Origin of the sequence: Thermococcus nautili (genome assembly GCF_000585495.1) — an archaeon.
Lineage (GTDB): Archaea > Methanobacteriota_B > Thermococci > Thermococcales > Thermococcaceae > Thermococcus > Thermococcus nautili.
In genome coordinates, this window is record NZ_CP007264.1 from 492,463 (window position 1) to 513,332 (window position 20,870).

The window sequence follows — 20,870 nt, forward strand, 5'->3', positions numbered from 1 at the left end:
CCAGCAAAGTTTCGATGGTGCCCCGGCCGGGATTTGAACCCGGGGCGCGGGCTCGAAAGGCCCGCATGTTTGACCGGGCTACACCACCGGGGCTCGATATTAGGGAAGGGTGAGCGTTTAAAAATCTTTCGTCAGGTCTCGGCAAACCTTTTTAAACCTCCCCCCGAGCCTCAACCGATGGCCATGAAGACCCTCGCGGACGTTTTCAGGGATGCATTGAGGGAGAGGGGTATAGAGAGCATCGGAACGCTCTCGAAGCGCTTCCGAAAGTCCAAAAACAAACTCCAGGACATCGCGGTTGAGATAGTCCACGGAAAGGGCGCAATCTTCCGCGTCCCCGAGAAGACGGCAGTTGCATGGGACCTGAACGGGAACCGCGTTGAAGGCTCTTACTACGCCTACGCCCCACTCTGCATGGCGGACAAGTTTGAAATGATTCTCTCCCCGGAGGAGCTCCGCTCAAAACTTCCGGAGTGGCCCTACTTCATAATCGACCTCCAGCTCTGGGACAAGCACACCCAAAAGGAGAAGGGCAAGGTCTGCCTCCAGGTTAACCAGAGCTACGGCCTTCTGCGCGACTACTTTACCGGAGGAGAGCTGGCGGTAACGTGGGCCAACGAGGAGTTTCAAGAGATGTTCCACGGCCCTCTCGACAGGATTATAGCCTATGATGGCCCAACGGCCGAGTTTTTGAAGGAGAAGGAGATATCCGAGGTCGTTCTCCTCGACCCCTGGGCGGATGAGGTTTTAAGCGAAAAAGACTTCGGCGTTAAGGCCTTTGTAATCGGCGGAATCGTAGATACCGGTCACGACAAAAAGCTGACGCCGAAAATAGGCGAGGAGCTCAAAAATGCTGGAATCCGGGTCAGACGAAGGAAAATAGTCCTCAGGGGCGACGTTACCGGCGTTCCTGATAGAATAAACAGAATCCTCGGCATAATCCTCAAGATGATGGTGGAAGGAAAGCCAATGGACGAGGCCGTTTACGAGTTCCAGGAACCGCTTCACGCGCGCTGGAGACTCAGAAAGGAGCTTCCGAAGAGGGCAACCCGCTACATGGTGGACGGGAAGACCTACCGCGTCGTCGAAAAGGAGCTGTTCGACGAGTACTCGAAGTGGCTCAAAATCCGCTGGGAGGACTTCGTTAAAGTTCTCAGGGAGCTTGACTTGGTCGCGCTCGATAGAAAGAGGATTCACCACCTTAACAAGATTTCGAACGCGAGGCTCATTCGCGGAAAGCTCTACCGTGTGATTCTGCTCAAAAAGGCCGCGATGCTCTGCTACAACTGCTGAAATCGTTAGATGAATGAACCAGATGGCATTTAAACCCTGTCTTCAACTTTCTTCGGGGGTTGACATGGGAGTAAGCGCGCTGATTCTCTTCCGGAATTACAACATTGGAACCCAGCAGGTTATGGGCGGCTCTCCGTGTGAGGTCATACCAAGAATTTACTCCAAGTTTAGAAAGGCTCACTGCCCGGAGCAGGCGATTCTGAACATAATAAAGGAGAACGGCAACGTTGTCTTCGGCGAAGGGGACAACAAGATGTTTACAGGCTACGACTTTGTCTACAAGGTGTGGTACACGGGAAAGACGCTCTTCATCGAGAACGAAGACCTGCTTGAGGATGATATGATTCAGGAAGTCCTTGATGAACTGAGGAAGGAGTTCGGAGAGATAAGGGTTGAGGTAATAAAGGAGAGAGACGCGACGCTCTTTGAGATTCAGCTCAGATAATCCGCTATCTTATGTATCCCCTCAGTATACCCGCCATCAGGAGCAACCCGAATAGGCCAACGCGTATCGCGAACTTTGTCTCGGGGGGCGTCTCAGGGAGGTCGATTCCGAACTGACCTCCTCCCCGTTCTGAAGGGCGAGGGTTCAGCTCAACCCCTCGCCAACGGCGGGGAGGTTTGAGGGGTTCTCATTAAGGAACCCGTTGGAACGGGTTCTTCGAACCCCTCTGGCCGGGCCTTCGGCCAATTACCCCTCCTCTGAGCGTAAAGCCCGCTCAGATTCGGGGTTATGGTTTTTACAGCCCTCTTCAAAATATTAAACGCTCCAACCAAGTCCGCATTAAAAACAAGCCCCGTCGCGGGACACTTAAACAAACCTCTGACAAACCTCGCCCTTTCGTGGAGCTTCCCGCAAACGGGACAGGTCTTAGAAGTGAAAGCCTCATTAACAAGCTCAACCTGAATACCATACTCCTCTGCAACCTCAGTCAAGCGTTTGATAACGTAATTAAACCGCCAGACGTGAGAGAGGATAAAATTCTGCTTTTTGCCCCGGTCAGAGTTCCTCGCAATTCCCTTTGGATAACCAACGACAATCTTAGAAACGCCCAACTCGTAAAGTTTCCTCACGGTTTGCCTTACCGCCGTGTTAAGGTAGTGTTTCGCCTGAAGTTTGGACCTCCTATGCATTCTCCTGAGTTTTCTACTCGTTTTGGCTCCACTCTTATTGAGTTTAGACTGGTAATCGGCAATTTTTCTCCTCCAATAAAAATCAATACTCTTCAAAGGCCTTCCATTCACGAGGAAGCTTTCCCCGTTTTCCACGTAAACGGCCATGAGATTGTTCACTCCCAAGTCAATTCCTGCTGAAAGGCTTCCCTTTGGAGTTCTCGGGAGTTTAACCCACTCACCACCCTCAAGCTTTTCCTCGACGGTAAAGCTCAAGTGGGCATACCACTTCCTCCTAACCGGGTCATAAGTGATTTCTAAGCGTCCCTGCTTGCCCTTCAGGTGAATTCTGCCTTTGAACTGAATTTCTAAGCGTTTGAATTTGCCAATGCCTTTTAGAATGAGTTTATTACCCTCAATTTTGTATTGGTCGTTTCTGAGGACGATTAAGGGTTTTCTCCTCCCGTTTTCTTTGAGGTAGTTTGGTGGTTTAGGCTTAAGCCAGTTGGGAAGTTCTCCATTTCTCTTCTTCCGGAGGAGTGAGAAGAAACTCCTCCAGCTTTCAGCGTTCTTCCTCGCTATTTGTTGAACGGTTGCAGAGCCAATTTCCCGTTTAAACTCTTCATAAACGGTTTTTTCGGTCGAATTGAAGTCCACGATTTTGCCCTCGAAGAACTGTTGTCTTCGCAGGTAGTTTACGCGGTTCCAGACTTTGGTTCCAGTATCGGCTAATTCGAAGAGGATTTTCGCTTGCTCTTTTGAAGGTTGGAGTTTAACCATTACTGTTCGCTTCATTTTAAAGTATGGTATGAATTTTAAGCTTTAAAAGAGTATCGCTTTCCTAATTGAAGGGCCGTTGAGCAGTTTACTGCATCCCCGCCCTAAAGGGCGAGACTTTCAAAAGAAAAATGTAATACACTACCCACTTTGCCATTGCACCACCGGAGGGATTAAAAAGTCATGCCTTAAAAGAATTACGACATGATGTATTACAAAGAGGACCCGGAAGGAGAGAAAGAAAGAACTCAGAAGAACACTATAACCGCGTCCCCAACTACTGCCGTCTCGACCTCTTCCCCTTCGCTGAACACCGCCTTCCTGATGACGACGTCGTCCTTGCTCAGTTCGACCTTTTCTCCATCGACCTCGAACTCGACCTGTCCGGTCTCCTTGAGCGCCTTGGCAACCTCATCGGCGTGCTCCTTGAGGTAGGCGGTAATCTTCGGAACGAGCTTTCCGTAGCGCGGCCCGACTGTCCTGAAGTTGGGCTTTATCTCGGTTATGCGCTCCTCTAAAGCCGGCTCGCCCCTGATGACCTCAAGCCTCTCGATGTTCATCGTTCCGGCTATGTCCCTCTCGATGGCCTTGAGCTTCTCGTAGGAGTCTGTTGCGTAGATGGCCACGTGCTTGAGCTTGGCGTTGAGGGCGAGGCCGTGGGAGTTCTTGTAGCGCCTTATCGCGCCGACTATTTCCCTCGCCAGCTCACCGAGCTTCTCGGCCTCTTCGTCAAGTCTGTCCTCCCTGAACTTCGGCCAGTCGAGGAGGTGGACGCTTTTAGCGCCAACCCGCTCGCGGAAGAGGTTCTGGTAGAGCTCCTCGGTGATGTGCGGGACGAAGGGCGCCATCAGGAGCATCAGGTTGTAGAGGAGCTCGTAGAGCGCCGTCTTAGCCTTCAGCTTGCTCTCCTCGTCGTCGCCGTAGAGGCGGTACTTAATCATCTCGATGTAGTCATCTGCCACCTCGTGCCAGACGAAGGTTATCAGCTCGCGCGTGAGCAGGTTGAAGCGGTAGCGCTCCATCTCCTCCGTGGCGAACTTGATGAGCCTGTGGAGCCTGCTGAGAATCCAGCGGTCGAGTGGTTCGAGCTCCTCGGGCGCTTTGGCCGGGTCGAAGTCGGCCAAATGGCGCTCGGCGAAGCGGTAGATGTTCCAGACCTTCTGCAGGAAGCGGAAGTTGTAGTCAACGGTCTCCCACTTGAACGGGTGGTCCTCTCCGGGCGGGGCGAGGGCCGTCCAGAGCCTCAGAGCGTCGGCGCCGTACTTCGGAATGACCTCGTCAGGGGCAACGACGTTGCCGTAGCTCTTGCTCATCTTCCTTCCATCGGGTCCGGCGACCATTCCGTTAATGAGGACGTCGCGCCAGGGCTTCTGGCCGGTGAGCATGTAGGTCCTGAATATCGTGTAGAATGCCCACGTCCTTATGATGTCGGTTCCCTGGGGCCTGAGCGCGGTCGGGAAGTTGTGCTCGAACCAGCGCTTCGCTTCCTCGTCGCCCTTAATCGCGTCGTGCCACCTGCTTATTATCAGCGGGGTTATGCTCGAGTCGACCCAGCAGTCGAGAACATCAGTTACCGGCTTCGGCTCGCTTCCGTCGGAGCACTTCCTCGGAGGCTTGTCAAAGCGCGGGTCAACCGGAAGCTCCTCCTCGTCGGGCAGTATTATCTCGCCGTTATCGCAGACCCAGAAGGGAATCGGCGTTCCAAAGACCCTCTGCCTGCTTATGACCCAGTCCCAGTCCATGCTCTCGGCCCAGTCCTTGAGGCGAAGGAACATGTCCTCGGGATACCAGTTGATTTCCTTCGCGACCTTGACTATCTCGTCCGTGAAGTCCTTGACCTTGATGAACCACTGCTTCTTGGGGAGTAACTCAATCGGGGCCATACAGGAGCTCCTCTCGGTGTGTCTGAGAACGCGGTGCCTTATCTTCTCCTTCTTGTACAAGAGCCCCATCTTCTCAAGGTCTTCCGCAATCTTCTTCCTCGCTTCCTCGGTCTTGAGGCCGGCGTAAGGCCCGGCGTTCTCGTTCATGGTTCCGTCCTCGTTGATTGCTATGATGACCGGCAGGTTGTAGCGCTTCTGCCAGACGACGTCCTGCTCGTCGCCGTAGGTACAGTTGTAGACCGCTCCGGTTCCAAAGCTCGGGTCAACGTCCTCGTCAGCCAGAACTGGCACTTCCCTCTCGAATATCGGGAGCTTGACCTTCTTGCCGACGACGTCTTTGTAGCGCTCGTCCTCCGGGTGGACGAAGACGGCAACACAAGCGGGCATCAGCTCGGGCCTCGTCGTCGCTATCGGGACGTAACCGGAACCATCGGCAAGCGGGAGCTTGATGTAGTAGAGGAAGCCGTCTTCTTCAACGTAGCCGACCTCAGCCTTGGCAAGGCTCGTCCTACAGCGCGGGCACCAGTAAACGGGGTGCTCGGCCTGGTAAAGGAGGCCCTTCTTGTAGAACTCGATGAGGGACTTTTGGACTGCTGCCTTGTACCAGTCGTCCATCGTGTGATACTCTAAGTCCCAATCCGCTGAATAGCCTATTCTGATGAACTGGTTGCGCATGGCCTCGATGGCCTGCCAGGTCCACTCAACGCACTTCTGGAGGAACTTCTCTGGTTCATCTTTGCTTATTCCGAACTCCTTCTCGACCTTAAGCTCGGTAGGAAGCCCGTGGTTGTCGAAGCCCTGCGGGAAGAGCACGTTGTAGCCGGTCATTCTCTTATAGCGCGCGATGATGTCAATCCAGGTGTGGCTGAGCACGTGACCGAGGTGGAGCGTTCCGCTAGTGAACGGGGGCGGGGTGTCAATCGCGTAGCTTGGCCTCTTCTCGTCGAGCTCGTACTTGTAGATTTTCTCATCGAGCCAGAACTTCTGCCACTTGGGCTCAATCTCGTTCGGGTTGTAGTTCTTCGGGAGCATCTTATCACCTTCCACAGGGTTTTTCCATGATGTTACCCCCTTCGCCGGGGGCGCTTAAAAAGGTTAATCCCCAGATTGGCAGGGCTGAAAGGGCCCCGGTCAGGCCGGCCACGAGGTAGGCCGTGCCGAGTCCGAACTTTCCGGCGAGCAGGCCTATCGCGACGTTTGCAATTGCCGTGAACCCGCTTCCTAAGGTGCTCAGCGTTGAGCTGACCGTCGAGCGGACTTCCGAGGGAATGAGGTCGTTCCTGAGGACGGCTATCAGCGGTCCCCTTGTCCCGAGGGTAACCTCGACCGCGAAGAGGAGGGCCACGCTCCCCCAGAGGTCGGGTACGAGGCCAAGGAGAGCAACCTCAACGCCGAGCAGGGCCGATGTCAGAGCAACGGTTTTCGGAGACGGTTCGAGCTTCTTCGCCAGCAACGCGCCGAGGGAAGTCGAGAGCAGCATCGTCGCGAAGAGCGGTCCGAGGGCTTCATCCGGCAGCCCTTTGGCCTTCAGCAGGAGCATCCAGAACGTGAAGAACGCCCGTCCAGTAAAGCTCAGCAGGAACGAAGAGAGGAGGAGCAGGTGCAGTCCCCTATTTTCAAAGACCACATGCAGGCCTCTGCGCAGTATCCCAGAGTAGCCAAGTTCCGCCTTGCCCCTGTTGTCTGGCAAGAGGAGGGAGGCCATAACGCTGGAGGCCATCGCGAGAAGCCCCGCAGTAATCACTGGGACGTTCGGAGCTAATCCCGCGAGTACACCGCCGAGGAAACCGCCTGCGAACCTGACCGGTCCGGAAAGGGCCTTCAGCCTGCTCAGGACGTCCTTTACCAGCTTTCTGTCTCCAAGGGCATCGTAGAGCCAGGGAACCATCGTCCCGCTGACGAGGGCGCTTCCAAGGCCGGAGAGGGACGCACCCGCGAGGACGCCCCAGAGCCCTCTTGAAAGGCCTATGACAACCAGTCCAAGGCCGAAGAGGGAGCTTCCGATTGAGTAAACCCGGACCCTGCCGTGCCTGTCCGCGAGACCGCCGGTCGGGAAGTCCGTGAGGAGCTGGGCAATCTCTGAAACGCTCTGAACCAGCCCAATCTCAGAAAAGCTCAGGCCAACCGACTTAAGCCAGAGGCTCAGGTACGGCCCAAGAACCGCTGAGCTCAGCGAGCCCACTAAAGCCGTCGCCGTGTAGCGCCATTTCAGACCACGCTCCCGTCTTTCCGTGGACGATAGGCATCACCCGTGCACTGAAATGGGGAGGGGTTTAAAAGTTTTTGCATTGCCCCTTATTTCACTGCCACCAGCCAGTACCTCCTGTCGTTGGGCCTCAGCTCGTGAAGGTTTCCGTAGATTTTAACCTTCCTGAAGTGCCTCTCAGCTAAAAGCCTCATCTCCCTCGGCGTGTATATGTTGAGTTCGTCGTCCACCATGAAGGCCCTAACGCTCCCGTTCGGTTTGATTATCTGCACGAGCCTCTTGAAGCGGAGCTTCTGAAAAGCCGGCTCCACCTCGCGCCAGTCGGTTATGACCAGCCTTTCATCACCCCTTCTCTCATCCCATACTATTGGACTGTCCCTTCCGCCGTAGTACCAGCATGGGAAGTCCGCTATGAAGACCCCGCCCGGTTTCAGCGCCTGTTTTACAGAATTAAATAATTGTTGAATTGCGGAATCATCGAAATACATGATTGATGAGAAGAAGGTCGTTACCGCATCGAACTCCCCCTCGAAATCGAGCTCAAGTGCGTTTCCTCGAATGAACTCGACATTAAGCCCTTCCCTTTCGGCCTTTCTTCTCGCAACTGCCAGCATCTCCTCGTGGAGGTCGAGGCCCGTAACTTCGTAACCGCGCCTTGCAAGTTCGAGCGTTGGAATCCCGGTTCCGCAGGCGAGGTCGAGGATTTTCTTTACTCCCCTTTCGGCCTCTTTCCGGAACAGCTCCTCCACGAAGTCAATCTCATCCTTAACCCGCTCGGCCCTTCGCCTGTAAATCGCGTCGTAGTACTCGGCCAGAACGGTGTAGAGCTCGTGCATGGTACCACCTAAGTGAAGTCGAGTTCAATCTTAACGAGTTCAATCTTAAAATCCTTCTCCCAGCTCCCTGAACGCTCCAATAAGCCTGTCGTTCTCTTCTGGCTTCCTCACCGAGAAGCGCACGTATTCCGGCAGTCCGAAGCTCGCACAGCTTCTCACGAGGATTCCGCGCTTCTTCATGGCTTCAACGAACTTCCCAGCGTTCCCGACGCGCTTGATGAAGAAGTTTGCGTCGCTTTTAACGTTTAAGGTTTTTTCAAGCCTCTCCTTTTCGCGCCAGATTATGGGCATCGTCTTCCTGAGGTGCTCGAAGCCATCTTCAATTAGGAATTCGAGAAAGGCAACTCCCGTTGAGCCTATGCTCCATGGCATCCTAACGCTCCTGAAGGCCTCTTCAAAGCCGAGAACGTAGCCGACCCTTATTCCCGGCAAACCGTAGCTCTTGGTAAAGGTTCTGAGCTTCACGATGTTCTCTCCCTCAGGACTCTCCGGTTTTTTCACGAAGTCTATGAAGGCCTCGTCGAGGACGAGGAGCGCCCCTCTGTCTTCCACCGCATCGAGGAGTGGCTTGAGCTCCCTAACATGGTAGAACCTGCCATCAGGGTTGTTGGGGTTGCAGAAGAAAACGACCGAGCCTCTCTTGACGAGTTCTGCCAGCTTTCCCGGCTCGTTCGGGCCTTTGACGACTCTCGCTCCAAAAATTCTCGCTGTTCTCTCGTACTCGCCGTAGGTGTGCTCCGGTATTATCGCCTTCTTCCCGCGGAGCGCGAGGATTCCGAGCAAATAGAGCGCCTCAGTGATGCCGGCCGTTACGGTTAGAGGCTCGCCAACAAGCCCTTCCAGCTCTTCCTCAAGCCTCTCGTAGTAGGGGTAGCGGTTGCTGATTTCTCTCGCGCGTTTGAACATCTCGCCGAGCCACTCCGGAGGGTAGGGGTTCAGCGACGCCGAGAAGTCGAGCAAACCTTCCTCCCTCGCGCCTCCGTGATAGGTCGAGAACTTCACGGGCTCAAGCATGGGCACACCCCCGTTGCGAGGAGTAAAAGGACGATTCCGACCCATTCGGCAACGACCAGCCAGTAGACCCTCAGGGCCCTCCTTATGTCCTCGTTTTTCGGCTCGCTCCCCGGAAAGCGGTAAACGCCGGGTTTCTCAAGCCAGACTCCAAGAACGGCGCTCATAGCTGACATCGGCTTGTCGGAGTTTATCTTGAACTTTGCAAGGCGGTAGTGCCCGAGAACCTTCAAACCGCCGAGCGGGAGGTAGAGGAGGACCGTTAGCCTCGCCGGAATGAAGTTAAGTACGTCGTCCAGCCTCGCTGAAAACTTGCCGAAGAACTCGTAGCGCTCGCTCCGGTAGCCGAGCATTGCATCGAGCGTGTTCACCGCGCGGTAGAGCAGAGCTCCCGGGAGGCCGAAGAGGAGGAAGTAGAACAGCGGAGCGATTACGGAGTCGTTGAGGTTTTCAGCCAAGCTCTCTATCGAGGCGGAGTTGAGGTGAGCTTCATCGAGGGTTTCAACGTTCCTGCTCACTATCATCGAGACGGCCCTTCTCTTTGCTTCGATGTCCTCAGTTACAGTCCTCGCTATGTGCTCGTGGAGGCTCCTTACCGCGAAGGAGCTTTTCAGGAGGTAAACCGCGAGGGCGTAGTTCAGCGGGAAGGGGAGGTAGCGAGGAAGGAGCGAGAGGGCTAACGCGAAGGCAATGACGAGCAGGGCCGTTAAAGCTCCTGCGAGGAAATCGGAGAGGGGGCCTTTTCTTTTCCACTTCCTGTCGAGAAAGTCCGCTATCCTCCCGAACCAGACTACGGGATGGAGCTTAACAGGTGGTTCCCCAAGGAGGAGGTCCCAGAGGAGCGCGAGGAGAAAAACGATTAGGGAGTCCATCCCCCAAAGGCCCCCCTGATTTTAGCGTACTCGGCGAGCATCTCATCATTCGGCTCGCGGACTCCGTGACGCACGTACCAGGCCGGATGTCTCAGGTACTCCACCTCAAAGCCGAGCTCCCTCAAGGCCCTTTCGGCGGTTCTGCCGAGGGCAAAGACGGCTTCCGGCTCGAGGATTTCGAGTTCCCTCGCGAGGAGCTCGTAGGCGCCTTCTGGAACGCGGGACAGCCTGTTGCTCGGAGGGTTGCACTTCACGACGTTGGTTATGTAAACGAAGTCCGGATTAATGCCGAGGTGGAAGAGAACTTTCCTGAGTAAACTCCCGGAGGCGTCACGGTAGAAGCACACGCCGGTTTTTCCGCAACCTCTCCTCCCCGGCGCTTCGCCCACGAGGACGACCCTGGAACCCGTCCAGCCGTTGGCAAAGGGCAGTCCCTCGAACTTACCGACCTGGAGCTGGTAGCGCAGGTTCTCTCTACCACAGAAGTACTCGGGGTCCGTTAGAAGGGAGCAGTAGAGGGCCGAGAGGTCTATCGCCCGGGCCTCTGAGGACTCATCGGTCACCAAAAACCTTTCCTTAGGGTTGTAAATCGTCCGAGCGTAGGTTCCGTAGGTTTTCTCATCCAGACTCAGGAAATCGCGCCAGGTTTTCAGCGAAAGCGGCCTGGTCAGAAAGTTTCGCGGGTTAACGTAGACGTCGCCGACCCTCTGGAGTTCATCAATCCGAATCAGCATAATGGATAAAAGCTCCAAACCCTTTATAGGCTTGGTGGTTGGATGAAGGGAGTCGCCTTTTTCTCCGGCGGTAAGGACGGCCTCTACGCGGTTCACCTTGCTGAGAGGAACGGAATCGAGGTTCCCCACCTCCTCGCGCTCAAAACGACTATAGGCCTCTCGCCCCACTGGGAGAACTTCTCAGCCCTCAAAACGCTCGCCGGTGCGATGGGGAAGGAACTGCTCACCTTCGACATGAGCAGAGGGAGCAAGGCACTAGCGGAATTCATAGCTTCGCTGGACGTTGACTACCTGATAGCGGGCGACGTTCTGCTTGAGGACCACCTGAGGTGGATTGAGCGCCTCGCGGAAGAAGCCGGAGTCAAACCCCTTGAACCGCTCTGGGGGCGAAACACTAAGGAGCTCGCCGAGGAAATCTTGAATGCGGGCTTTGAGTACGCGATAATAGCCGTGAACCGCGAAAAGCTCGGCAAAGAGTGGCTCGGCTACACCTTCCGCTCGGTCGCCGACCTAGAGCTTTTCCTCGAAAGAAACCCCGATGTTGACCCGGTCGGCGAGTTCGCGGAGTTTCACACCGTTGTTTTAGCGTCTCCGCTCTTTGAGGGGCGCTTTGCCCTTGAAATCCTCTCGACCGAGGAGAGCGAGAGGTATCACTGGGTTAGGTTCGAGCTAAGAAAGGAGAAAAGGTAAATATGGGCGGGGCTAAAATATTGTGGGTGATAGAATGGGTGAGATAGTGCTCAGGATAACCGTCCCTGAGGGCTGGAGTGAGGAGATGAGAAAGGCCCTAGAGCGAAGGCTTGTCGTGGACGTTGCGCGGGAGCTCCAGAAGAGGGTTGAAGAGGCGAAGCGGTTCGAGGAAATCGTGAGGAACATCAAGATAGAGGACGAAGAAGAGGCCAAGGCGCTTGAAGCCGAGATTGCGAGGGAGATAGCCAGGCGCTACGGAGTGGTCTGAATGGAGGTCGTACTGGACTATAACGTCGTTTTTTCGGCCCTTTACAACAGAGGCGTTGCCTACAAACTTTTCATGCTGAACCACGTGACGAGGGACGTTGAATTTTTAGTTCCCGACTACTTCTGGGAGGAAGTCGAGCGAAAAAAAGACCGCCTCGCCAGATTGACTCGCCTAACAGACGAGGACTTCGAATTCATTCTCAGGATTATCAAGTCCCAGACGATAACGATGCCGGAGCACGTTGTTAAGGCGGGCATAGGAGAGGCACTCCCCCTGTCTCCCGACCCAAAAGATGTCCCTTACGTTGCCCTTGCGCTCGCACTTAATCTTCCACTTGTTACGGGTGATTTAAAGCTGAAAAACGCCATCAAAGATAGAATCGTCGTCTATTCTCCGTCGGAGCTGTTAAAACTCATGGGTGGCTCGGTATGACCCCCGAAGAACTCCTCTTTAAGCTTGAATCCAAAGGAGTAACCCTCGAAAAGATGCTCGACACCGCGTTAGAGCTCTACATCGGCGACGAGCGCGAGAAAGTCAGGAAAAGGCTGAGGGAGCTGATGCTGAGGTATCTGGGCGACATCAACGTCCAGGCTCTGCTCCTTTCGGCTCTACTGCTCGAGGAGAACTTCAAGGTTGAGGGCGACCCCGTGAACCTCGTGGCCGACGAGCTCATCGGCATAAACATCGCCGAGCTCATAGGCGGGAAGATGGCGCTCTTCAACTTCTTCTACTACGACACCAGAAAGCCCGGAATTTTAGCCGAGCTTCCGCCTTTCCTCGACGATGCGATAGGTGGCTTTATAGCGGGCTGTATGACGAGGCTGTTCGAGGAGGTGTAGCGGTGCGTAATCTTCTACCCTTCTTCACGCGGATTCCGGTCAAAGGTGACTTCGAGAGGGTTAAAAATGAGCTCTGGGCTCTCCCGCTGTTGGCGCCCCTAACGTCGGCCCTGGCGACGCTCGTTCTTTACCTGAAACTCCCACTGAGCAACGTCTTAGCCCTCCTATCCCTCTACCTCACGATAGGCCTCCTCCACCTTGACGGTTTGGCTGACTGGGCCGACGGGGTTATGGTCAAGGGAGACCGCGAGAGAAAGATTAAGGCCATGAAGGACCTCAACACAGGCATAGCCGGGATTTTCGCCGTCGTCATGGTTCTCTTCCTGCAGGTTTACTCCCTTCCCTTCCTCCCGTTCTACGCACTCTACTTGGCTGAGCTGAACTCCAAGTTCGCCATGCTCTTCGCCCTCGCAACTAAAAAGCCCCTCGGTCGGGGCCTTGGGGCGTACTTCATGGAGGGCATGAACGGAAGGCAGCTGGCCATCGGAACGGTCCTCTACCTCCTCCTGCTCCTGCCAATAGTCTATATCGAACCCCTCTCGCTCGCGTCTCTCTTAGGCCTCCTTGCGGGAGCCTACGTCGTTCACCTCTCGCTGGAGAACTTCAGCGGGCTGAACGGTGACTGCATCGGGGCTGTGGCAGAGATAACGAGGGCCGGGGCGCTCCTGGGAATGGCGGTGGTTTGGCAAGTGATTTAAAGGAAAGACACTAAAGGTTGAACGGTGGGAGAATGGAGGACATAGAGAAGATATTCACAAAACTCCCCCCAGAGGCGAGAAAAGAGCTGTTGGATTACGCCGAGTTCTTGCTCGCAAAGTACGGGGCAAGGAAAAGAAAGGGGTTCAGCTTTACTTGGGCGGGGAAGCTGAAGGACGTTAAAATGACATCAGTGGAGCTTCAGCACAGGGCCCTGGAGTGGCGGAGCGATGTATCTGATTGACACCAACGTTTTCCTTGAAATCCTGTTGGGTCAGAAAAAATCCGAGGTTGCAAAGCGGTTTTTGAGTTCGCACGTTGGAGACCTTGCAATGAGCGATTTCACGCTTCATTCCATCGGAGTGATTCTTTTCAGGCTCAAGAGGCCAGAGTTATTTTTGGAGTTCATCAACGACACACTGCCCAATATCGAAGTTGTAACGCTTCCAACTCCCGACTATCCCCGTGTTGTTGAATTTCACGAAAAGTACGGACTCGACTTCGATGATGCTTACCAGTGCGCAGTCGCAACGACTCATGGTCTAACAATCGTAACCATGGACGAAGACTTCAGAAAGGCTCCCTACGCAGTTAAAGTAATTTTTCTCTGATTCAGGGGATTGCCGATGATAATCATCATGGCCGGCGGGCGTTCGAGCAGAATGGGGCGGGAAAAGCCCGTCCTGAAAGTGGGCGGAGTGCCGATGCTACTCCGCGTTTATAGCGAGGCCAAAAAGGTCGGTGAGACAGTTGTCGCCCTCTCAAAAAATGCGCCGAAAACGAGGGAGCTATGCCTCCACGAGGGGATTCCCTTCGTTGAGACGCCGGGAAGGGACTACGTTGAGGACGTTAAGTGGCTCCTCCGCAAGTTCGGGCCATTTATCAGCGTCTCCGCGGATTTGCCCTTCGTCAAGGCGAGCGACATAGCGCGGATTTCAAAGGCCTTTGATAGAAAAACGAGCCTGACTGGAGTTTTACCGCTAAAGCTGGTTCCGAAGGATTTGAAGCCCGTCGTTTACAGGGGCTACGTGATAGTTGGCTTAAACGCCGTCGGAACCGATGGCGAGAGGTTCTTCGAGCTGAGAAACCCGTTGCTCGCTTTGAACGTCAACACGCCGGAAGAGTTAAAGCTCGCGGAGAGGATAGCGGGGCTGGTGGGAAGATGAGGGGGAGCGAGGTTAAGGGAGCGGTAGCGTTCGTCATCTTCCTGGCGCTCGCCGTGCTGTTCCTCCTTGGTTTCCTGCTCTTTGCGGTGGTTTTAATCGCGGTTGGCCTGCTGGTCTTCATCGGGTTCTACATATACATTCGCCTGAAGCTCTGGTGGGTGAGGAGGCATCCGCCGAAGGAGCTTGAGAGGCCGGAGGATTATTTTTGAAGTCCCAGCTCCCCTAAAATCCTCTCAACGTCAAGGTTCTCCTCAACAACCCTCGCGAACCTCTCGATTTCTCCCTCGATGCTCCAGCGCTCAACTGAAATCGGCTCAAGGCCCTTCTCCGCCCGCAGAAAGTTGAGGAAGCGCTCCGTGAAGGCGAAGTTGTGGAATATTCCGTGAAGGTAAGTTCCAAAGGCCCTCTCGCCTATCGCCCCCTCCGGCTCGAAGGCTCTGACGCCGTTGATTGCCTTAATCACCGAGAACGGCCTTTTTGAGGCGCTCCTTCCGAAGCGTATCTCGTAGCTCTCGACGGCCATTCCTTTAGCGGGTTCCCAGAGGACTTCCGCACTCAGGTGGTTCGTCCTCTTGGTTTTCTCGAAGACGGTCTTGGCTGGAAGAAGGCCTATTCCCTCAACGGTTCCGCGCTTGGACTCGATTGTGTCGACAATCTTCTCCCCGAGCATCTGGAAGCCGCCGCAGATTCCGACTACAAAGGAACCCTCGCGGTGGGCCTCTATTATCGCGTCCTCAAAGCCCTCCCTCCTCAGCCATAGCAAATCCTCGACCGTGTTCTTGCTTCCCGGGATTATTATCACGTCCCCCTTGATTTCCTCCGGCCTCGTCACATAGTCAACGCCGTTCGCCCAGTGCAGGGGCTCGAAGTCGGTAAAGTTGCTTATGTGGGGAAGCTTGATTATCTGTATGTGAAGCTCGCCATTCACTTTGGGGAACTCCGCTAAGGAATCTTCTTCGGGAAGGCGGTGCTCGACGTAAGGAATAACACCGAGGGTCGGCTTTCCGTAGCGCTTCCCAAGGTAATCAAAGCCCGGCCTTAGGAGAGAAGCGTCCCCGCGGAACTTGTTGAAGACGAAGCCGATTATTGCGTCCCTTTCCTCCGGTTTCAGAAGCTCCATCGTGCCGACTATTGAGGCAAAGCTTCCTCCCCGGTCTATGTCGGTAACGAGGATTCCCTTCGCCTTTGCGTGGAGCATGACGCGCGTGTTGGCTATGTCGTAGTCCCAGAGGTTAATCTCGACAGGACTGCCGGCCCCTTCAATTATGACGAGGTCGTGGTTCTCCTTCAGCTCGTCCAGAACGGCCATCACCTTCCTGAAGAGTTCCTCCTTCCGCGAGAGCATGTATTCGCGAGCTGAGACGCTCCCAATCGGCTTCCCCATGAAAACGACCTGGCTCCTCATATTTCCTTCGGGCTTGAGCAGAATCGGGTTGAACCTAACGCTCGGCTTTTTCCTGCACGCTATCGCCTGCAGATACTGTGCCCTGCTTATCTCCCCTCCTTCAATGCTCGGGGCCGAGTTCAGGCTCATGTTCTGGCTCTTGAAGGGAACGACGTCGTAGCCGAGGTTCGAGAAAATCCTGCATAAGGCAGTAACGAGGAGCGACTTGCCTGCTCCCGAGGACGTTCCGAGGACCATTAGCGCTTTTCCCATCTCCAACCCCAAAGCCTATAAGCGGGACTGGATAAAAACTCCACGGTGGTTGGAATGGAGAGCCTCTTCCTTCTCGTCCTGGGCAACACCGAGATAAGCACCGTGCCGGGGATAAGCGTTGCCGGAGCGACGCCGGAGCTGACGAAGCTGACGCCGGTGGCCGACGCGGAGTACCTCTTCCACGAGAAGCCCCTGACTATTGACGTGATTCCCATAACGCCCGAAGGCCATCCAACGCCGGCCATAATCACCAAAGCCGCGAGGGAGCTTGCGGAGTTCCCGGTCCTCGTCGTCAGGGGAGGAACATATTTAGCCCCTCTCGTCCCGCACGTCCACATCAGCGACGCCGTCGGGCGGGACTTCAGGAAGGAGCCTGCACTTCCCGAGTTCGGCGATATAATCAAGCGCGCCAAGCTCTTCGGCGAGGAACTGAACAAGACGCCGGTGAAGGAGCTCGTAATCGGAGAATCGACGCCGGGAGGGACGACAACTGCTCAGGCCGTCCTATGGGCGCTCGGCTACGAGGCGAGAACCAGCTCGGCCTCACCGGACAACCCGCAGAGCCTGAAGGAGAAGGTCATCGCCGAAGCGTTCAAAAGGGCAGGAGTTGAGAAAGGTCAGCTGAAGGACAACCCCCTCGAAGCCCTCAGGCAGTTCGGCGACCCTATGATGGCCACCGTAATCGGCATTGCGCTCGGCTTTAGGAAGGATATCGTTTTAGCGGGCGGGACGCAGATGCTGGCAGTTTCGGCGCTCCTTAAGGCCCTCGGCGAGGATTTAAGCAGGTTCATGATTGCCACGACCAGGTGGGTCGTGAATGACAAGAGCGCAACCTTCATCGAGACCGCGAAGGAAATCGGGATAGTGACATATTCGGCCGATTTGGACTTCTCGAAGAGCGAATTCAAGGGATTGAGAGACTACGAGAGGGGCTACGTCAAGGAAGGCGTTGGAGCAGGAGGGGCGACGTGGCTGGCAGTTAAGGCCGGCTTCTCACCAGAAGATGTCAGCGCGAAGGTCGAGGAGCTGTACAGAAGGCTCATGGAGATGAAGTGAGTTCCCGCAGGAGTTCAGCTTTTATTTATCCAGCTTTTCCGACTTTTGTAAGGTTAGAAACGTCAGTACTCAAACTCATAGTCTCTCTCACTCATCTCGCGGATTACCTCTGTTATATCCTTCACGTCCTCTTCGACCTTCAGTTCCTCCTCCGCGAGTCGAATTAGGTCCTCAAGGGTTACCCTGCCCTTTCGAATCTCCTTCAGCCGTATTTTCAGCAGGAGGTTCTGTGCGTCGAGGAACAGCTTCTCTACCTGAGCCTCAACGTCCTCCATTCTCTCACCGGTCCTAATAGGAACCGAAACTATTTAACCCTTCCCGCATCACGGAAGCACGGCACTTCAAACCCCCGGTTCCCCCGCGCGCTCCTTCTTCAGGGCGTCCATCGCGTGGATAAGCACGAAGGCGAGGGTAGAGACGACGGCCACACCGACGGCCGGCTGGGAGCGCTTCGCGAGGAGGGCCGCGGGAATGGCAAAGGCGTAGAGAAGGGCAACGTCGAGGAGTGCCTTCTTCAGGTGTAGCTTCCGCCCAACGAGCGCGCCGATGTTGATGAGGATGTATCCTACCGCAAGTATCGTGCCGGCGTAGAGGGGAAGCAGGGCAATGCCTCTGCTTGAGCCCACGAGGTAGTAGAAGATTGCTCCGATGGCGATTGCTCTCGCGACGTTCACCAGTAACCGCCGCAAATGTCCCCACCAACGAAGCACTACTAAATAAAGTATTTAAATCTTTCCTTAGGTAGTAGGGCTTGACGGTGAGGCCTCAACATCTCGTCCTCTCCCACTTTCTTACGCTCTCCTCAAGCGCCCCCCTGACCGCCCTGCCGATGCTTATGCCGAGCTTCGTCGCCGTTCCAGCCCACTCCGTTTCGCCCTCGAATGCGAAAACCCCGATGCCGTCGCTCGTCGTCCCTGTGGCGCTGTATCCGAGGCTCAGGAGGGTGTAGGTTTTTGCCTCAGTTGCCGTCATTATCGCGTTCGCCATCGCGCCGACCGTAAGGCCCTCCTCGATGACGAGGGCGACGTTTATCGTCCCAGGCTCCCACGGTGGTGGCTCTTCGCCTGCTATTGCCGGGTTTGTGATTCCTGCGGTAATGTAGGCTGTAACGTTCCCGCTTCTTGAAACCGAGAGCACTTTGCCGATGTCCGCGGCCGTCATGAAGCCGACGAAGTTTTTCAAACCGTTTTCGCGCTCGAAGGCGAGGCAGTCGGCTTTGTAGTCGCCGGAGTAGTTCTTTGGAACCTTCATGAAGAAGAAGCCGTTTGCTCGGGTTAGACCTCCCCTATGGGGCGCGTTGCTGAGGGAGAGCATCAGCTCATCGAAGGGCAGGATGAAGTGGTTGGGCGCCATGATAATGCCCTAAACCTTGGGAGATATAACCCTTCCTCTGGTGAGGTTAAACGCTTCCATTTGCTGAAAGGTTATTAAGCCAGGCGAAGATTTTACCCCGGTGGTAATATGGGCGTTGAGGAGCACAAGAGAAAGGCACCCAAGAAGTTCCGCTTTGCTGTCATAACTGTGAGCGACACCGCGAGCAGGGGCGAGAAGGAGGATAAAAGCGGGAAGTTCCTCATCGAGGAGCTGGAGAAGGCGGGACACGAGCGGGTTCTCTACAGGGTCGTGCCGGACGAGAAGATGGCGATAATCGGGGCGGTCGTTGAGGCCTTCGAGAGGGGAGCAGAAGTCGTCGTTACCTCCGGCGGAACGGGGATAGCGAGCAGGGACGTGACGATAGAGAGCCTGAGGCCTCTTTTCGATAAGGAGCTAACGGGCTTTGGTGAAATCTTCAGGCTGATGAGCTACGAGGAGATAGGCACGGCCGCAGTCATGACGAGGGCAACTGCGGGCGTCATCAGGAGCTCGGGAAGGGTGATGGCGGTCTTCTGCCTCCCTGGAAGCCTTGGAGCCGCGAAGACCGGAATAAAGATTATCCTCAAGGAGGCCGGCCACGTCCTCAAGCACGGGAGGGAGTAACCTTATAGCTTGTTACTCCGTATCCCCGAAGGGTGAAGCTGATGGAGAGCGTTAATGATGTTAAGAAACACGTTCCCCCGAAGGACGAGAGAGTAAAGGCCCTTCGAAAGTTGCGGGGGGCACTTGGAACGTTCGACGAGGAGACGATTCAGTGGGCCATTCGGGAGGCTGAGGAGATTTGAAGGACGTTGTCTTCATGGAGAAATATCACCTAATGCCCTCCGATGCCCAGATAGTTCTCACCTGCAAGAGCTACGGCATTGATAAGATTGCAACCTTTGATTCCGACTTTATGAGAGTTGATTTTCTCAAAGTCTTGGGGGTGTGAAAATGAGAGAATTCAAGCGCCTCACTCCCTACAGAGAGGCACTGAAGTTGCTCCTCGACGACCTGAATGAGATTGGGGAAACCGAGGAAGTTCCGCTGGAAGAGGCTCTCGGCAGAGTTCTGGCTGAGGATATAGTTTCGCCGATAGACAGCCCACCCTTTGACCGTTCGGCAGTTGACGGCTACGCCCTCCGCGCAGAGGACACCTTCCCCGCGAGGGAATACAATCCTGTGGAGTTGATGGTCGTTGACGAGATTGTCGCCGGCGAGGAAAGTAAAGCGAAAGTGGAACCCGGGACGGCGGTAAAGCTCATGACAGGCTCGAAGATGCCCGAGGGAGCGAACGCGGTTCTGATGCAGGAGATGGCAGAGCGCGAGGGAGACGTGATAAGGGTTCTCCGCCCCGTTGCTCCGGGCCAGAACGTTGCCTTCGCCGGCGAGGACGTGAAGAAGGGGGAGGTAATCCTGCGGAAGGGACAGGTTCTCAGGCCTCAAGACTTGGCACTCCTCAAGAGCGTGGGTTTCAGGACTGTTAAGGTCAGGAGGAAGCCCCGGGTTGGGATAATCGTAACCGGCGACGAGCTGATTGAGGAGTTCGACGAGGAGGCGTTGAAAGCCGGTAAAATCCTCGAGAGCAACTCGGTCATGCTGAAGGGCCTCGTGAGGCAGTACTTCGGCGAGCCGGTTTTTTACGGCGTCGTTCCCGACAACGAAGACGCGATAAGGAATGCAATCGAGAGGGCGAAGGCCGAGAACGACCTCGTGCTCGTCACCGGCGGTTCGGCCTTTGGAGACAGGGACTTCGCCCACAGGTTCGTTAACCTGCTCTTCCACGGGACGACGATAAAGCCGGGCCGGCCGATAGGCTACGGCGAGAGGGTCTTCATAATGAGCGGCTATCCCGTGGCGGTCTTTGCGCAGTTCCACCTTTACGTCAAGCACGCCCTGGCGAAGCTCGTTGGGGTGAGGAACTATGAGGTTCGCGTTAAGGCAACGCTAACCGACAGGATTCCCAGCCAGCTTGGAAGGCACGAGTTCGTCAAGGTCTGGTACGAGAACGGAAGGGCAAGGCCTATCAGGAAGAAAGGTAGCGGGATAATAAGCTCGCTCGTTGAGAGCAACGGGTACGTGGAAATCCCGGAGGACAGTGAGGGGTATCTCGAGGGAGAAGAGGTTTGGGTAACGTTGTACTAAAGGTCCCCCACCAACATCCCGCTGTCCGGGACCTTTATAATTTCTCTAACATCCTCTGGAAGTTCTTCAATAATCTCCAATTCTTTTTGGGTAATATCCTGAATTATCTCCATGACCTCGCGCTTTCTCTGTTCCAATATGTCATAGACTGGATTATCCCTAAGCCAAGGTATAATTTCTTTAACATTTTGCTCGGGAGGTTTCATAAGACCACTCTCAGTCATGGCATTATCTATTATGCGTTTCGTATTAATAACATTTTCTGTTCACTTTTT

28 protein-coding genes and 1 tRNA gene are annotated in these 20,870 nt (G+C 55.1%); 16 read left to right on the plus strand and 13 right to left on the minus strand.

All coding sequences use genetic code 11. The features are described 5' to 3' along the window. Positions 1-15: 15 nt before the first annotated feature. Positions 16-93, minus strand: a tRNA-Glu gene (locus BD01_RS02735). A 90-nt stretch (positions 94-183) separates the two neighbouring features. Here BD01_RS02735 and trm10 point away from each other — a divergent pair. Both trm10 and BD01_RS02745 read left to right on the plus strand, forming a co-directional pair. Further along, positions 184-1,293 carry a tRNA (guanine(9)-/adenine(9)-N1)-methyltransferase gene (gene trm10, locus BD01_RS02740; RefSeq protein WP_042689720.1) on the plus strand — a complete coding sequence of 370 codons (1,110 nt, stop codon included), beginning with the start codon at positions 184-186 and terminating at the stop codon, positions 1,291-1,293. A 64-nt stretch (positions 1,294-1,357) separates the two neighbouring features. Beyond that, positions 1,358-1,738: a hypothetical protein gene (locus tag BD01_RS02745; RefSeq protein ID WP_042689723.1), complete on the plus strand. Its 381-nt coding sequence runs from the start codon at positions 1,358-1,360 to the stop codon at positions 1,736-1,738. 149 nt (positions 1,739-1,887) lie between these two features. On the opposite strand, the gene BD01_RS02750 is transcribed toward BD01_RS02745, so the two are convergent. The 7 genes from BD01_RS02750 to BD01_RS02780 all read right to left on the minus strand — a co-directional run bounded on the left by BD01_RS02750 (position 1,888) and on the right by BD01_RS02780 (position 10,725). Beyond that, positions 1,888-3,201, minus strand: a complete 1,314-nt coding sequence (locus BD01_RS02750; protein WP_042689725.1) for an RNA-guided endonuclease InsQ/TnpB family protein — start codon at positions 3,199-3,201, stop codon at positions 1,888-1,890. Positions 3,202-3,431: 230 nt separating this feature from the next. Continuing rightward, positions 3,432-6,098 carry a valine--tRNA ligase gene (locus BD01_RS02755; RefSeq protein WP_042689728.1) on the minus strand — a complete coding sequence of 889 codons (2,667 nt, stop codon included), beginning with the start codon at positions 6,096-6,098 and terminating at the stop codon, positions 3,432-3,434. A gap of 4 nt (positions 6,099-6,102) precedes the next feature. Next, positions 6,103-7,248, minus strand: coding sequence for an MFS transporter (locus BD01_RS02760; RefSeq protein WP_245599265.1), 1,146 nt, complete (start codon positions 7,246-7,248; stop codon positions 6,103-6,105). 113 nt (positions 7,249-7,361) lie between these two features. Continuing rightward, the gene (locus BD01_RS02765) at positions 7,362-8,108 is read right to left on the minus strand and encodes a class I SAM-dependent methyltransferase (RefSeq protein WP_042689731.1); all 747 of its coding nucleotides are present in this window, start codon (positions 8,106-8,108) and stop codon (positions 7,362-7,364) included. A 45-nt stretch (positions 8,109-8,153) separates the two neighbouring features. Beyond that, positions 8,154-9,122 (minus strand): aminotransferase class I/II-fold pyridoxal phosphate-dependent enzyme, encoded by a 969-nt coding sequence (locus BD01_RS02770; protein WP_042689734.1) that lies wholly within the window; start codon positions 9,120-9,122, stop codon positions 8,154-8,156. Then, a complete protein-coding gene (cbiB, locus tag BD01_RS02775) occupies positions 9,107-9,991 on the minus strand; it encodes an adenosylcobinamide-phosphate synthase CbiB (protein WP_042689736.1) in 885 nt (294 codons plus the stop codon). Before cbiB ends, BD01_RS02770 begins: the two co-directional genes overlap by 16 nt. Further along, positions 9,979-10,725, minus strand: coding sequence for a uracil-DNA glycosylase family protein (locus BD01_RS02780; protein ID WP_042689739.1), 747 nt, complete (start codon positions 10,723-10,725; stop codon positions 9,979-9,981). Before BD01_RS02780 ends, cbiB begins: the two co-directional genes overlap by 13 nt. Before the next feature lie 42 nt (positions 10,726-10,767). On the opposite strand from BD01_RS02780, the gene BD01_RS02785 reads away from it, so the two are divergent. Genes BD01_RS02785 through BD01_RS02825 form a run of 9 tightly spaced genes read left to right on the plus strand, consistent with a single transcriptional unit; the run spans position 10,768 to position 14,593 of the window. Beyond that, positions 10,768-11,415 carry a PAB0415 family putative ATP pyrophosphatase gene (locus BD01_RS02785; RefSeq protein WP_042689742.1) on the plus strand — a complete coding sequence of 216 codons (648 nt, stop codon included), beginning with the start codon at positions 10,768-10,770 and terminating at the stop codon, positions 11,413-11,415. Positions 11,416-11,449: 34 nt separating this feature from the next. Next, positions 11,450-11,683 (plus strand): hypothetical protein, encoded by a 234-nt coding sequence (locus tag BD01_RS02790; protein WP_042689745.1) that lies wholly within the window; start codon positions 11,450-11,452, stop codon positions 11,681-11,683. After that, on the plus strand, positions 11,684-12,115 hold the full coding sequence (locus BD01_RS02795) for a PIN domain-containing protein (protein ID WP_042689747.1): 432 nt from the start codon (positions 11,684-11,686) through the stop codon (positions 12,113-12,115). It begins immediately after the preceding gene. Continuing rightward, a complete protein-coding gene (gene cobZ, locus BD01_RS02800; RefSeq protein WP_042689750.1) occupies positions 12,112-12,522 on the plus strand; it encodes an alpha-ribazole phosphatase CobZ in 411 nt (136 codons plus the stop codon). Before BD01_RS02795 ends, cobZ begins: the two co-directional genes overlap by 4 nt. A 2-nt stretch (positions 12,523-12,524) precedes the next feature. After that, on the plus strand, positions 12,525-13,220 hold the full coding sequence (gene cobS / locus BD01_RS02805; RefSeq protein WP_042689753.1) for an adenosylcobinamide-GDP ribazoletransferase: 696 nt from the start codon (positions 12,525-12,527) through the stop codon (positions 13,218-13,220). A gap of 32 nt (positions 13,221-13,252) precedes the next feature. Beyond that, a complete protein-coding gene (locus tag BD01_RS02810) occupies positions 13,253-13,462 on the plus strand; it encodes a DUF2281 domain-containing protein (protein WP_042689755.1) in 210 nt (69 codons plus the stop codon). Then, positions 13,449-13,829, plus strand: coding sequence for a type II toxin-antitoxin system VapC family toxin (locus BD01_RS02815; protein WP_042689758.1), 381 nt, complete (start codon positions 13,449-13,451; stop codon positions 13,827-13,829). Before BD01_RS02810 ends, BD01_RS02815 begins: the two co-directional genes overlap by 14 nt. A 15-nt stretch (positions 13,830-13,844) precedes the next feature. Next, complete coding sequence (locus BD01_RS02820; RefSeq protein ID WP_042689761.1) at positions 13,845-14,384, plus strand: NTP transferase domain-containing protein; 540 nt, start codon at positions 13,845-13,847, stop codon at positions 14,382-14,384. After that, entirely contained in the window at positions 14,381-14,593 is a 213-nt protein-coding gene (locus tag BD01_RS02825; RefSeq protein WP_042689763.1) for a hypothetical protein, read from the plus strand. Before BD01_RS02820 ends, BD01_RS02825 begins: the two co-directional genes overlap by 4 nt. On the opposite strand, the gene BD01_RS02830 is transcribed toward BD01_RS02825, so the two are convergent. Then, positions 14,584-16,041, minus strand: a complete 1,458-nt coding sequence (locus BD01_RS02830) for a cobyric acid synthase (RefSeq protein ID WP_042689766.1) — start codon at positions 16,039-16,041, stop codon at positions 14,584-14,586. The genes BD01_RS02825 and BD01_RS02830 overlap by 10 nt on opposite strands. A 54-nt stretch (positions 16,042-16,095) precedes the next feature. Here BD01_RS02830 and cobT point away from each other — a divergent pair, with 54 nt between their 5' ends. Then, positions 16,096-17,097 carry a nicotinate mononucleotide-dependent phosphoribosyltransferase CobT gene (gene cobT / locus BD01_RS02835; protein WP_042689767.1) on the plus strand — a complete coding sequence of 334 codons (1,002 nt, stop codon included), beginning with the start codon at positions 16,096-16,098 and terminating at the stop codon, positions 17,095-17,097. A gap of 62 nt (positions 17,098-17,159) precedes the next feature. Here the strand turns inward: cobT and BD01_RS02840 are convergent, their stop codons facing one another. The 3 genes from BD01_RS02840 to BD01_RS02850 all read right to left on the minus strand — a co-directional run bounded on the left by BD01_RS02840 (position 17,160) and on the right by BD01_RS02850 (position 18,450). Continuing rightward, positions 17,160-17,372, minus strand: a complete 213-nt coding sequence (locus BD01_RS02840) for a hypothetical protein (protein WP_042689770.1) — start codon at positions 17,370-17,372, stop codon at positions 17,160-17,162. Positions 17,373-17,438: 66 nt separating this feature from the next. Then, a complete protein-coding gene (locus tag BD01_RS02845) occupies positions 17,439-17,771 on the minus strand; it encodes a hypothetical protein (protein WP_042689772.1) in 333 nt (110 codons plus the stop codon). Positions 17,772-17,862: 91 nt separating this feature from the next. Further along, entirely contained in the window at positions 17,863-18,450 is a 588-nt protein-coding gene (locus BD01_RS02850; RefSeq protein WP_042689775.1) for an adenosylcobinamide amidohydrolase, read from the minus strand. Between the two features lie 108 nt (positions 18,451-18,558). On the opposite strand from BD01_RS02850, the gene BD01_RS02855 reads away from it, so the two are divergent. Genes BD01_RS02855 through BD01_RS02860 form a run of 4 tightly spaced genes read left to right on the plus strand, consistent with a single transcriptional unit; the run spans position 18,559 to position 20,595 of the window. Beyond that, entirely contained in the window at positions 18,559-19,074 is a 516-nt protein-coding gene (locus tag BD01_RS02855) for a MogA/MoaB family molybdenum cofactor biosynthesis protein (RefSeq protein ID WP_042689777.1), read from the plus strand. A 41-nt stretch (positions 19,075-19,115) separates the two neighbouring features. After that, positions 19,116-19,256, plus strand: coding sequence for a hypothetical protein (locus BD01_RS11215; RefSeq protein WP_156927375.1), 141 nt, complete (start codon positions 19,116-19,118; stop codon positions 19,254-19,256). Then, positions 19,253-19,402 carry a PIN domain-containing protein gene (locus BD01_RS11130; protein WP_342665200.1) on the plus strand — a complete coding sequence of 50 codons (150 nt, stop codon included), beginning with the start codon at positions 19,253-19,255 and terminating at the stop codon, positions 19,400-19,402. Before BD01_RS11215 ends, BD01_RS11130 begins: the two co-directional genes overlap by 4 nt. 2 nt (positions 19,403-19,404) lie before the next feature. Continuing rightward, a complete protein-coding gene (locus BD01_RS02860; RefSeq protein ID WP_042689779.1) occupies positions 19,405-20,595 on the plus strand; it encodes a molybdopterin molybdotransferase MoeA in 1,191 nt (396 codons plus the stop codon). Here the strand turns inward: BD01_RS02860 and BD01_RS02865 are convergent. After that, positions 20,592-20,801, minus strand: coding sequence for a hypothetical protein (locus BD01_RS02865; RefSeq protein ID WP_042689781.1), 210 nt, complete (start codon positions 20,799-20,801; stop codon positions 20,592-20,594). The two genes, BD01_RS02860 and BD01_RS02865, sit on opposite strands and share 4 nt — an antisense overlap. Between the last annotated feature and the right edge of the window lie 69 nt (positions 20,802-20,870).

Coding starts and splice junctions, on each gene's coding strand:
- cbiB (WP_042689736.1), bottom strand. CDS start 9,991: ATGGACTCCCTAATCGTTTTTCTCCTCGCGCTCCTCTGGGACCTCCTC.
- BD01_RS02830 (WP_042689766.1), bottom strand. CDS start 16,041: ATGGGAAAAGCGCTAATGGTCCTCGGAACGTCCTCGGGAGCAGGCAAG.
- BD01_RS02750 (WP_042689725.1), bottom strand. CDS start 3,201: ATGAAGCGAACAGTAATGGTTAAACTCCAACCTTCAAAAGAGCAAGCG.
- BD01_RS02745 (WP_042689723.1), top strand. CDS start 1,358: ATGGGAGTAAGCGCGCTGATTCTCTTCCGGAATTACAACATTGGAACC.
- BD01_RS02785 (WP_042689742.1), top strand. CDS start 10,768: ATGAAGGGAGTCGCCTTTTTCTCCGGCGGTAAGGACGGCCTCTACGCG.
- BD01_RS02860 (WP_042689779.1), top strand. CDS start 19,405: ATGAGAGAATTCAAGCGCCTCACTCCCTACAGAGAGGCACTGAAGTTG.
- BD01_RS02795 (WP_042689747.1), top strand. CDS start 11,684: ATGGAGGTCGTACTGGACTATAACGTCGTTTTTTCGGCCCTTTACAAC.
- BD01_RS02865 (WP_042689781.1), bottom strand. CDS start 20,801: ATGAAACCTCCCGAGCAAAATGTTAAAGAAATTATACCTTGGCTTAGG.
- BD01_RS02765 (WP_042689731.1), bottom strand. CDS start 8,108: ATGCACGAGCTCTACACCGTTCTGGCCGAGTACTACGACGCGATTTAC.
- BD01_RS02815 (WP_042689758.1), top strand. CDS start 13,449: ATGTATCTGATTGACACCAACGTTTTCCTTGAAATCCTGTTGGGTCAG.
- BD01_RS02770 (WP_042689734.1), bottom strand. CDS start 9,122: ATGCTTGAGCCCGTGAAGTTCTCGACCTATCACGGAGGCGCGAGGGAG.
- BD01_RS02840 (WP_042689770.1), bottom strand. CDS start 17,372: ATGGAGGACGTTGAGGCTCAGGTAGAGAAGCTGTTCCTCGACGCACAG.
- BD01_RS02810 (WP_042689755.1), top strand. CDS start 13,253: ATGGAGGACATAGAGAAGATATTCACAAAACTCCCCCCAGAGGCGAGA.
- trm10 (WP_042689720.1), top strand. CDS start 184: ATGAAGACCCTCGCGGACGTTTTCAGGGATGCATTGAGGGAGAGGGGT.
- BD01_RS02790 (WP_042689745.1), top strand. CDS start 11,450: ATGGGTGAGATAGTGCTCAGGATAACCGTCCCTGAGGGCTGGAGTGAG.
- BD01_RS11215 (WP_156927375.1), top strand. CDS start 19,116: ATGGAGAGCGTTAATGATGTTAAGAAACACGTTCCCCCGAAGGACGAG.
- BD01_RS02825 (WP_042689763.1), top strand. CDS start 14,381: ATGAGGGGGAGCGAGGTTAAGGGAGCGGTAGCGTTCGTCATCTTCCTG.
- BD01_RS02755 (WP_042689728.1), bottom strand. CDS start 6,098: ATGCTCCCGAAGAACTACAACCCGAACGAGATTGAGCCCAAGTGGCAG.
- BD01_RS02820 (WP_042689761.1), top strand. CDS start 13,845: ATGATAATCATCATGGCCGGCGGGCGTTCGAGCAGAATGGGGCGGGAA.
- BD01_RS02855 (WP_042689777.1), top strand. CDS start 18,559: ATGGGCGTTGAGGAGCACAAGAGAAAGGCACCCAAGAAGTTCCGCTTT.
- BD01_RS02780 (WP_042689739.1), bottom strand. CDS start 10,725: ATGCTGATTCGGATTGATGAACTCCAGAGGGTCGGCGACGTCTACGTT.
- BD01_RS02850 (WP_042689775.1), bottom strand. CDS start 18,450: ATGGCGCCCAACCACTTCATCCTGCCCTTCGATGAGCTGATGCTCTCC.
- cobT (WP_042689767.1), top strand. CDS start 16,096: ATGGAGAGCCTCTTCCTTCTCGTCCTGGGCAACACCGAGATAAGCACC.
- cobZ (WP_042689750.1), top strand. CDS start 12,112: ATGACCCCCGAAGAACTCCTCTTTAAGCTTGAATCCAAAGGAGTAACC.